General features: G+C 74.4%; 5 protein-coding genes and 1 pseudogene. 5 read left to right on the forward strand and 1 reads right to left on the reverse strand.

What is annotated here, in order from left to right; genetic code table 11:
* The 5 genes from ACFYXB_RS44500 to ACFYXB_RS44520 all read left to right on the forward strand — a co-directional run.
* Positions 1-5,079, forward strand: a 5,079-nt coding sequence (locus ACFYXB_RS44500) for an amino acid adenylation domain-containing protein (RefSeq protein ID WP_389591119.1), incomplete at its 5' end; no start/stop codon positions are given.
* A gap of 158 nt (positions 5,080-5,237) precedes the next feature.
* On the forward strand, positions 5,238-6,227 hold the full coding sequence (gntD, locus tag ACFYXB_RS44505; protein WP_389591121.1) for a guanitoxin biosynthesis L-enduracididine beta-hydroxylase GntD: 990 nt from the start codon (positions 5,238-5,240) through the stop codon (positions 6,225-6,227).
* A gap of 44 nt (positions 6,228-6,271) precedes the next feature.
* Positions 6,272-7,522 carry an ATP-grasp domain-containing protein gene (locus tag ACFYXB_RS44510; RefSeq protein ID WP_389591123.1) on the forward strand — a complete coding sequence of 417 codons (1,251 nt, stop codon included), beginning with the start codon at positions 6,272-6,274 and terminating at the stop codon, positions 7,520-7,522.
* The gene (locus tag ACFYXB_RS44515; protein ID WP_389591125.1) at positions 7,519-9,351 is read left to right on the forward strand and encodes a hypothetical protein; all 1,833 of its coding nucleotides are present in this window, start codon (positions 7,519-7,521) and stop codon (positions 9,349-9,351) included. The genes ACFYXB_RS44510 and ACFYXB_RS44515 overlap by 4 nt, the downstream gene beginning before the upstream one ends.
* Positions 9,348-10,694, forward strand: a complete 1,347-nt coding sequence (locus tag ACFYXB_RS44520) for an MFS transporter (RefSeq protein WP_389591126.1) — start codon at positions 9,348-9,350, stop codon at positions 10,692-10,694. Before ACFYXB_RS44515 ends, ACFYXB_RS44520 begins: the two co-directional genes overlap by 4 nt.
* Here the strand turns inward: ACFYXB_RS44520 and ACFYXB_RS44525 are convergent.
* Positions 10,667-10,923, reverse strand: a pseudogene (locus tag ACFYXB_RS44525) (IS607 family element RNA-guided endonuclease TnpB); the annotation flags it as partial. The gene ACFYXB_RS44520 and the pseudogene ACFYXB_RS44525 sit on opposite strands and share 28 nt — an antisense overlap.

The following is a 10,923-nucleotide window of genomic DNA, read 5'->3' on the forward strand; positions in this document are numbered from 1 at the left end:
GCGTTCCTCGGGATCGTGCGGGCCGGCGCGGCCTACGTCCCCGTCGACCCGTCCAACCCCGCCGAGCGCCGCCGGCTCATCGTGCGGGACAGCGCCGCCCGGGCGGTGCTGACCGAGGGCGCGGGCGCCGAGGACTACGAGGGCCTGGACGCGGCGGTCGTCTCCCTCGACGCCGAGGCCGCCGAGATCGCCGGGCGCTGCGACGCCCTGCCCGCGGAGACGACCGGCCCTGACGACGCCGTCTACGTCTGCTACACCTCCGGTACGACCGGGACGCCCAAGGGTGTCGTCGTACCGCACCGGGCCGTGCTGGACTTCGTCCAGTCCTACGACTACCTGCGGCTGGCGTCCGACGACGTGGTCGCCCAGGCCGCCAATCCCGCCTTCGACGCCGTCACCTTCGAGGTGTGGACGACGCTCACCGCCGGTGCCCGGCTGGTCGGTCTGGCCAGGGACACCGTCGTCGACCCGGGACGCTTCCAGGAGGCGGTCCGGGCGTACGGGATCTCGGTGATCTTCCTGACCACCGCGCTGTTCAACCAGATCGCCCGCGAGCGGCCCGCCGCCTTCGCGCCGCTGCGCACCGTGCTCTTCGGCGGCGAGGCCTGCGACCCGCGTCGGGTCCGCGAGGTGTTCGCGGCCGGTGCGCCCGGGCGGCTGCTGCACGTGTACGGGCCGACCGAGACCACCACGTTCGCCACCTGGCACGAGGTCGCCGAGCCCGCCGAGGGCGATCGCACGATCCCGATCGGGCGGGCGGTCGGTGCCACCGTGTCGGTGGTCGTGGGCCGCGACGGGAGTCCCGTCGGACCCGGCGGCACCGGTGAACTCCTGCTCGGCGGACCCGGGTTGGCCACCGGCTATCTGGGCCGGCCCGAGCTGACCGCGCAGCGGTTCGTCGAGGACCGGTTCGGCGGCAGTGGCGGTGTGCTGTACCGCACCGGGGACCTGGTGGTGCTGCGCGAGGACGGTGCGCTGGAGTTCGTGGGGCGGGTGGACGACCAGATCAAGCTGCGTGGCTTCCGCATCGAACTCGGGGAGATCGAGTCGGTGCTGGCCGCCCACCCCGGCGTGTCCGCCGCCGCGGTCTCCCTGCACCGGGCCGAGGACGGGGACAAGCGGCTGGTGGCGCATGTGGTGCCCGCGGCTCCGGCCGCGGCCGGAGCCGAGGAGAGCGCGCAGATCACCGAGTGGAAGGAGATCTACGAGGCCCTGTACGACGACGCCACCGCGGCCGAGCCGGGCACCAACTTCGCAGGCTGGAACAGCAGTTACGACGCACTGCCGATCCCGCTCGAGCACATGCGGGAGTGGCAGGAGGCCACCTTGGAGCGGGTGCGAGAGCTGCCCCGGCGCCGCGTCCTGGAGATCGGCGTGGGCACCGGGCTGCTGATGGGCCACCTGGCCCGCGAGAAGGAGTGCGAGGAGTACTGGGCGACCGACTTCTCCGCCTCCGTCGTCACCGCGCTCGCCGCCCAGACGCAGGCCGACCCGGACCTCGCCGACAAGGTCCGGCTGCGCTGCCAGGGCGCCGAGGACACCACCGGACTGCCCGCCGGCCACTTCGACGCGATCGTCGTCAACTCGGTGATCCAGTACTTCCCGAGCCTCGCCTACCTGCGCACCGTGATCGAGCGGGCGCTGGCGCTGCTCGCCCCCGGCGGCTCCATCCTGCTGGGCGACCTGCGCAACCTCGACCTCGCCCGCTGCTTCCAGGCCGGCATCGAGCTCGCCCGGCCGGGCGCGGCCGACAGCCCCCGCGAGGCGCTGCGCCGCTCCGTCGACCAGCGCGTGGCCATGGAGACCGAACTCCTGCTCTCCCCCGCCCTGTTCGCCGCCCTCGCCCGCGAACTGCCGGCGGTGCGCGCGGTGGACGTACGCGCCAAGCGGGGCGTCCACCACAACGAGCTGACCCGCTACCGCTACGAGGTCGTCCTGTCCACCGCCGAGCCGGCCGCCGACCTCACCGCCGCGCCGACCGTCCGCTGGGACCGCGAGGTCTCCTCGGTCACCGAAGCCGAGGACCACCTCAACGCCCAGCACCCCGCCGTGCTGCGGCTGGCCGGGATCCCCAACCGCCGGGTGCACGACGAGCACGCCGCGATGCACTCCCTGGACGACCCCCTCGAGAGCATCGACCTGGCAGCCCAGGACGCGCCCGCCCCCGACCCGGAGGCGCTGTGCGCGGCCGGTGAGCGCCTGGGCTACCGGGCCCTGCCGACCTGGTCGGGCGACGGCGCCGAGCTGCTCGACATCGTCTTCGTCGACCCGGACCTGGTCCCCGCCGGCCCGCTGAGCGGCGTGTACGCGGCACCGGTGGCCGCCGTCGAGGACTGCGCCAACACGCCGACCGCCTTCGACCGCACCATCGACCTGGAGGTCGTACTCCGCGGCCACCTCCAGGAGCGGCTGCCGGACTACATGATCCCGTCCGCGCTGATGACCCTGGACGCGATGCCGCTGAACGCCAACGGCAAAGTCGACCGCACAGCATTGCCCGCCCCCGCCTTCACCGCGGACCGGCCCGGCACACAGCCGGGCACACCGATCCAGGAGATCGTCCGCGACCTGTTCGCCGAGGTGGTGGGCCTGCCGCGGCGCAAGGTGCACGCCGACTCCGACTTCTTCCGCATCGGCGGCCACTCGCTGGCCTCGGCCCGGCTGCTGTCGCGGGCCCGCGAGACGCTGGGCGCCGACCCGGGCAGCCGCGCGCTGTACGAGGCACCGACGCCGGCCGAGTTCGCCGCGCTGCTCGGCGACTTTCCCGCCGCGGCCACCGGGCCGGGCGGCGCGGGCACGGACAGCGCGCGGCTGCCGCTGAGGCTGCGCGGCGCGCTGAACGAACGGGCCCTGGAGGAGGCCCTGGAGGACCTGGGGCACCGGCACGAGGCGCTGCGCAACTCCCGCCTCGGCTCGGCCGGCACCCGACTGCGCACCCTGTCCGCCGACGACCACCTGCTGGACCTCGCCCTGCCCGCCTCCTCGGTCGACCTGTGGTCGCATCTGCCGCTGGCCGCCGAACTCGCCCAGGCCTACGGCGCCCGGGCCACCGGCGACACCCCGCGCCGCGCCCCGGCCGCGCCGGAGGCGGCACCCCGCGCGATCTTCGGCGACCTGCCGCCCACCCCGCTGCCCGGCAGCGTGCCGCAGGCCGGCGACACCTCCTACGGCACCCTCGAGGCCGAGCTCGGCGACGAACTGCACGCGCGGCTCAGCCGGTTCGCGGCCGAGCACGGCAGCACCGTGTTCATGGTGGTGCACACCGCGCTCGCCGCGCTGCTGGCCCGGCTCGGCGTATCCGGCGAGGTCACCGTGGCCGCGCCGGTCCCGGCCCGGGACAGCGCCGCGCTGCGCGGTGCGGTCGGCCCGTACGGACGCATCCTGGCGCTGTCGGTGGACACCTCGGGCGACCCGGCCTTCGGCGAGCTGCTGAGCCGGGTCCGGGAGGCGGACCTCGCCGCCTACCGGGACGGCGAGGCGGCCCTGGCACTGCCCGGCGGCGTCGCGCTGACGGTGCTGCAGGAGGCCGACGGCTCCTTCGAGGCGGCCGGGCTCACCGTGCAACCGGACCAGCCCGAACTGCCGCTGCCCGCAGCCGACCTGGGCCTGACGCTGACCGAACGGCAGACGCCCGCGGGCGCGCCCGCGGGCATCTGTGTCACGGCCGCCTACCGGCACGAGACGGTCGGCGAGACGGCCGCCGCCTCCCTCACCGGCCAGCTCACCGCCCTACTGGAAGCGGCCCTGGACAACCCGGCGACCGCACTGAGCCGGCTGCGCCTGCTGCCCGGCACCGCCACCGACGGCGGGGTGTGGGCGGGCAGGAGCGCCGTGCTCCCGGCCGGGGACGTGGCCGCGCTGTTCGCCGCCCAGGTGGCACGCGCCCCAAAGGCGCCCGCACTGGCCGGCATGGGCTACGCCGAACTCGACGCCCGCGCCAACCTGTTGGCGCACGCCCTGATCGACCACCACGCGGGCCCGGGCACCTCGGTACTGACCGCGCTGTCCTCGCCCACCGGGTTCGCGGTGGCCGCGCTCGCCGTCGCCAAGACGGGTGCCGCGCTGCTGCCGGTCGACCCCTGCCTGGACCTGGCGGAGTCGCTCAGGCCGGCCGTGCTGCTGCTCGACGAGACGGCCGACCTGCTGCTGCCCGCCGTACCGGGCGCGGCCCGGCTGGTCCGCGACGACGCCGCCGACCGGCTGCCGGCGGCCGGGCACTGGCCGGTGACCGACCGGGACCGGAAGCGGCCGCTCCAGGCGGGCGACCCGGTGCTGCTGGTGCCCGGCGAGGACGGTACGACGCTGATCGGCGCCGAGCCGGTCGCCGCGGCGACCCTGGCCGAACCGGCCGACGCCGCCTGGCTGGTGCACGGCTACCCCGACGGGGATGCCGCGCTGGGCCTGCTGGGCGCGCTGGCCTCCGGCGCCCGGGTGCACGTCCCGGACGGCTCCCTCGCCCAGGCGGTGCCGCACGAGGTGCTGCGCTGGCTGCGGCAGGAGGGCGCCCGGATGGTGCTCGGCGGCGCCGACGACGCGCTGACCGCGCTGGTCGCGCTGGCCCGGACCGAGAACGCCGAGCTGACCGTGAGCGGCGGCTGGGCCGAGGGCCGGCTCGTGGTGGAGCAGGTCCCCGGCGGCCCGTCCCGCCCGGCGCCCGGCTACCGCGCCTACGTCCTCGACGCCCGGCTGCAGCCGGTGGCCCCCGGCGAGACCGGTGCCCTCTACATCGCGGGCGCGGGCGTGGCCCAGGGCTACGCCGGGGCGCCCGCGGCCACCGGTGAGCGGTTCCTGCCCGACCCGTTCGGCGGCCCCGACGGCGGCACCGCCCGCATGTGGCGCACCGGCCGCGCCGCCCGGCTGGACGCCGACGGCAACCTCCGGGTGCTGGACCGCCCGGCACAGGACGACCCCTTCGCGGACGAGTTCGCCACGTTCGTCGTCCTCGCCGACGCCACCGACCACCGCGCCCTGTGGCCCGCGACGGCCCTCGTCCCCGACGGCTGGTACGAGACCCACCCCGAGGACCTGTACGAACTCTGCCTGGACCACATCAACGACCACCTGAACGACCCGTTCTAGCCCGCGGCCGCCGACGAGACCCCCCAGGGGCCGCCCCGCACCCGACAACGAGAGCAGCACGGGTGGTGCGGATGGGAACCCCGCACCCGGCCGAAGGCCGGGTGCCCACCCACACACCCACACACCCACACACCCGCACCCGCACCCGGAGGACAGCCATGACCAACACCGCCCCCGCCGACCGCCCCTGCCACCACACCCTCGACCTCACCCTCCGCGAGGCCCGCGCGGCACGCGCACTGGCCGCGTCCTGCCTCGAGGTCTACAAGGCGGCGGACGACCCGCGGTTCCTCGACGAGGCCCCCGTCCTCGCGCACGAGCTGCCGCTGACGGTGCGCCGGCACCTCAACTCCGCGCGGCGCGACGAGGCCACGCACGTGACGGTGATCCGCGGCAACACGGTCGACCAGGCGGCCCTCGGCGCCACGCCCGGCCACTGGAGCGAGGCGGACACCGAGGCGAGCCAGGTCTACGGCTGCCTGCTGGTGCTGTACGCGGCACTGCTCGGCGACCTCACCGGCTGGGCCACCCAGCAGGCGGGCCGCCTGGTGACCGACATCCTGCCGAGCAAGGGCTTCGAGACCAGCCTGATCTCCGCCTCCAGCGAGCTGGAGCTGGCCTGGCACACCGAGGACGCCTTCTCGCCGTACCGGGCCGACTGGGTGGGCCTGTTCGCGCTGCGCAACGAGGGCCGGGTGCCCACGACCGTCGCCCACGTCGACGTACGCCGCCTGCCCGACCGCATCCGCGCCGTGCTCGGCGAGCCCCGCTTCGTGGCGCTGCCCGACTCCGCGCACGAGTTCGCCGAGGGCGAGTTCGTCCCCGAGCCGGTGCCGATCCTCGAGGGCCACCAGGACCTGCCGGTGCTGCGCATCGACCGGGACTTCTTCCGCGCCCGGGACGGCGACCCGGAGGCCGCCGAGGCGCTGGCCTGGATCGTCGCCCACCTGGACGGCAATCTCACCGACGTGGTCGTGCCCACCGGCGCGGTCTGCTTCGTCGACAACCGCAACGTGGTGCACGGCCGGCGCTCCTTCCGCGCCGGCTTCGACGGCGGCGACCGCTGGCTCAAGCGGGTCAACCTCGTCCGCGACCTGCGCCGCACCCGCCCCGGCCGGCTCGACGGCTCGACCCGCGTCATCGGCTGAACTCCCCTCCCCCACCACGGACCTGACCCGACAGGAGTACGACCATGAGCGCCACCGGCAGCAGCCCCGCCCGCCCCGCCGTCCTGCTCGTCGAGAGCCGCCGGGCCGCCTTCACCGACCACGTCCTGGCCCGCGACGACGTCGACGTCGTCCTGCTGCGCTTCGACTCCGTCCCGCTGAGCGAGGAGTACGTCGAGCGCACCGCCCACGTCCCGACGTTCACCCTGGACACCTCCGCGCCCCTCCAGGACGAGGCCGCCCGCTATCTGCGCTGGATGAAGGGCACCAAGGGCCTGCCGAGGCCGACGTACTTCTGCAACCCCAACGAGGCCCTGCAGTCGGCCGCCCAGCGCTTCGCCGCGCAGGTGGGGCTGCCGCACCTGTCCGAGGAGCAGGTCGGCTGGGTGCGCAACAAGATGACGATGAAGGACCGGTACGCCGAACTCGGCATCCCGCACGCCAGGTACCGACCGGTGCAGGCGCTCGAGGACGTGGTCGCCTTCGGTGAGGAGCACGGCTGGCCGGTGATCCTCAAGCCGGTCGACGCCGACTCCTGCATCGGCACCTACCGCATCGACTCCCCGGCCGGCCTGGCGGACGTACCGCCCCTCGACCCGGCGCTGGAGTGGACGGCCGAGGAGTACATCAGGGGCCGGGAGTTCCAGCTGTGCGCGGTGATCTCCCGCGGTGTGGTCCTGGGCGCGTATCTGTCGAAGAACCCGGTCCCGATCCTGGAGGTCCTGGACGGCAAGATCAACGCCAACATCACCTACGCGCCGAGCGAGGAGATCCCCGTCGACGCCCGCGCGCTGGCCCAGCAGCTCACCGACGGGCTGCAGATCCCGTACGGCTATCTGCACGGCGAGTTCTTCCTCACCGACGACGGCGAGTTCGTGATGAGCGAGGTCGCGGCCCGGCTCAGCGGCTGCGAGGTGCCGATGAACCACGGCCTCGCCTTCGGCTTCGACTTCCTGCACGTCGTCCTCGACACCTACCTCGACCGGGTGCCGGTGCCGCACTACACGCGCGACCGTGCGGTGGGCGACCTGCTGCTGCCGACCGCGCCCGGCCGCGTCGTCCACATCACCTCCGAGGAGGAGCTGCTGCGCCTGCCCGGCGTGATCGGCGCACACCTGACCGCGGCTGCGGGCGACGTACTGGACCCGCCGCGCGCCTCGCACGCCTCCACCGGCTATGTGCACGTGGAGGGCGCCACCGCGGCCGAGGTCGAGGAGCGGATGCACGCCGTACTGCGCCACTTCGAACTGAAGGTCGACGAGGGAGCCCAGTCATGAGCATCCCCAACGGGCCCGTGTTCGCCCCGTACACCGAACTCGACGACTACACACGGGCGGTGGCGGACGCAGAGGCCGGATACGGCCCACTGCCGGTGTGGACCGGCAGCCGCGCCGACCTCCTGGACGGCATCGCCCTCGCCGAGCAGCTCTACGGCGGCCACCGCGCCCCCGACCCGGCCGACACCGGCGTCCTGCTCGGCGACGACCCGCTGCCCGAGGCGCTGCGCGCCCTCGTCGCCCCGCTGGCCCGCCACTGGGTGACAGCCCCGGCGCGGCTGCCCGAGGAGGGCTCGGTGCTGCTGGTCGGCACGTACGGCGGGCTGCGCGGGGACGAGGTGCAGCCGGTCGTCGACGCCGCGTACGCCGCCGGACGGCCGCTGTTCCTCCTCACCGGCCGTGACGTGCACAGTCTGAGCTGGGTGGTGGCCAAGCAGTACGCCCGGGTGGTGCCGGGCGCCGCGGTGGGCGTCGTCTCCGAACTGGACGCCGCAAAGGCGGTGCCGGGCGCGGACGTGTGGTGCGGCGCGGACGACGTGCGCCGCCTGGACATCAAGGAGGTGGCGCTGGGCCGGGTGTGGCGGCGGGTGCTGTTCCACGGCAACGGCAAGGACGACCAGCTCAACCTGGGCCAGTTCACCCTGTGCGGGGCGAGCCCCGTCGCCGCGCTGCCCGGCGCTCCCGGCCCCAAGTGCGCCTACAAACTGGGCTGCACCAAGCCGATGGACAAGCTGATCCCGGCCCGCGCCATTCGCGCCGCGGAACTGGTGCTGGCCAACTGCTTCAGCGGCGCGCCGGCCGGACACGCCATGTACGACCCCAAGTACCTGATCCTCCTGGGCGCCCTGGACGGCCCGGCGCAGACGGTGGTGGCCACCCTCACCGCCTGCGACGGCCAGCGGCCCGAGAACCTGGCCTGGCTCACCGGCACGGCCCGCGCGGGCAGCGCGGCGGGCGCCGTCAACGAGAGCCTGCGCGACATCAACCCGTATCCGTCGTTCGCGCAGGTCGGACTCCAGTCGTCGGGCCTCGGCGAGGAGCAGGGGACGGCGGCCCCCGTGCCCGATCCACAACTCCCGCTGCACACCCTCGGCGCCCGCCTGACCGGCCTGCTGGACAGCGGCCTGCTCGGACCGGAGTATCCGCTGCGCCCCCGGCTGCGCGCGCTCGCGGACACCCTGCTGCACGACGTCGTCCGCACGCGGGACGTCGCGCCGGCGCTGGAGGGGATCGCCAAGGAGACGAAGTCCCTCGACCTGGCCCTCGCGCACCGCTTCGCCAAGCACCACGACGACCCGGTGCTCCGGTTCCCCACGTACTTCGGCGAACGCAGCGTCGCCGACCCGCCGGCCCCGGTGGACACCCCGTGCACGTGCGGCCGCCCGGTGCTGTCCTACCGCCGGCGCGGCCGGGTGCCCGTCGTCACCGACACCGTGCAGGTGGTCTGCCCGCGCTGCGGCGACATCGCCAACACCCTCGCAAAATCGGCCGAGTTGAGCGTGAAGGCACCGGCGCACGTGGCGGCCGGCGGTACCCTCCACGTGATGGTCGAGGCCGCGCCACGCAGGGCCGGGACGGTGAACCTGGGCATCGTGCTGCCGGTCTACCTCGACGCGAAGGTCGGCCCGGTGCTGCGCCGCGTGGAGGCGACGCGCCCCGGCGAACGCGTGCACGCCGAGTTCACGGTCACCATGTCCCCCGGGGCGACCCCGCAGGCGTACTACTTCTGCCCGTACGCGGTGCAGGACCTGGGGGTCTCGGTGTCCCGGGTGCACTTCACGCTGCACCCCGCACACGACACGAACGCAAGGGAACGGACGACGGCATGACGGACACGGGGGCACAGGAGGAGCCGGACAGCGCCGCGGGAGGAGGCTCCTGGGCACCCCTCGCGCACCGCTCCTTCCGCCACCTGGCGGCCGGCCGCCTGCTGGTGTACTTCGCCAACGCGATGGCGCCCGTCGCCCTGGCCTTCGCCGTGCTCGACGCGACCGGCTCCACGACCGACCTGGGCCTCGTGGTCGGCGCCCGCTCGCTCGCCAACGTGGCACTGCTGCTGGTCGGCGGGGTGGTCGCCGACCGGGTGCGGCGCACGCTGGTGCTGCAGGGCTCGGCGCTGGCCGCGGCCGTGGTGCAGGCGGCCATCGCCGCGAGCGTGCTCCTGGACGCGACGTCGATCCCGCTGCTGGTAGTGCTCAGCGTCCTCAACGGCGCCCTGGCCGCACTGTCGCTCCCCGCGTCGGCGGCGCTCACCCCGCAGACGGTGCCGTCCGGCCTGATCCGCCCGGCCAACGCCGTGATGCGGATGGGCATCAACCTGGGCGCCATCGCGGGCTCTTCACTGGCGGGCATGGCGGCCGCGGTGTTCGGCCCCGGCTGGGGCCTGGCGGGCAACGCGGTGGCGTTCTGCGGAGCGGCACTGTGCTTCCTGGGCGTGACGACCGCCCCGGCGGCCGCGAAGGCCGCGGCCGAACGGGTCCGCCCCCTGCACGAACTCCGCGAGGGCTGGCGGGAGTTCACGGCCCGCAGCTGGGTGTGGATCGTGGTCCTCCAGTTCATGATCGTCAATGCCGTGGTCGCGGGCGGCGTACAGGTACTGGGCCCGGTGGTCGCCGACGACACGTTCGGCCGCGGAATCTGGGGCACGGTCCTGGCCGCCCAGATGGCGGGAGCCCTGGCCGGCGGAATCCTCGCGGCCCGCTCCCGCGCCCGCCACGCGCTCCTGCTGGGCGTGGCACTGGTGGCGGTGGAGGCAGTCCCGCTGGTGGTGCTCGCCAAGACCCCGAACGCACTGCTCCTGGGCATCGCCATGTTCGCCAACGGAGCCGCACTCGAACAGTTCGGCGTGGCCTGGGACGTCTCCCTCCAGGAGAACATCCCCCACGACCGTCTGGCCCGCGTCTACGCCTACGACGCCCTCGGCTCCTTCGTCGCACTCCCCGCCGGCGAAATGGCCGCCGGCCCCCTCGCCGCCCGACTGGGCATCCACACCACGCTCCTGGGCGGCGCCGCCCTGATGACCGCGGCCACGGCGGCAGCCTTGTGCAGCCCCCAGATCCGCACCCTGACAACGGGCCGCACCGTTACTGAGAGCCTCAGCGACTCTCAGCATTCCGGGCATTCCGGCCCGGAAGGTCCGTCACGTCACCAAAGCGTGAGAGCTTCGGCTTGAGTACGGTCTCTCGCTTCTGTCCGCCGCTGACGCGGCAGGGTTGCGCCACCTGCCCGCCCCGCCGTGGCCTTGCGGCTGCGGCGGGTGGCGCGGGTCTTCTGGTCGGCTCCACGAGGCTTCGACACCTTGCCGGTGTCCTGGTCTCCGGCCACTCCGGTACCAGTCGTGCAGGCCGCCGCGAGGGCGGCAAGGTTGCGGGCCGCGTTGTCGTCCCGGTCGAGGACGAGAC

Origin of the sequence: Streptomyces sp. NPDC002619 (assembly GCF_042889305.1) — a bacterium.
GTDB lineage: Bacteria > Actinomycetota > Actinomycetes > Streptomycetales > Streptomycetaceae > Streptomyces.

What these genes read in the sequence shown, in the direction of transcription:
- ACFYXB_RS44510 (WP_389591123.1), top strand. Translation starts at nt 6,272, where the DNA reads ATGAGCGCCACCGGCAGCAGCCCCGCCCGCCCCGCCGTCCTGCTCGTC.
- ACFYXB_RS44515 (WP_389591125.1), top strand. Translation starts at nt 7,519, where the DNA reads ATGAGCATCCCCAACGGGCCCGTGTTCGCCCCGTACACCGAACTCGAC.
- gntD (WP_389591121.1), top strand. Translation starts at nt 5,238, where the DNA reads ATGACCAACACCGCCCCCGCCGACCGCCCCTGCCACCACACCCTCGAC.
- ACFYXB_RS44520 (WP_389591126.1), top strand. Translation starts at nt 9,348, where the DNA reads ATGACGGACACGGGGGCACAGGAGGAGCCGGACAGCGCCGCGGGAGGA.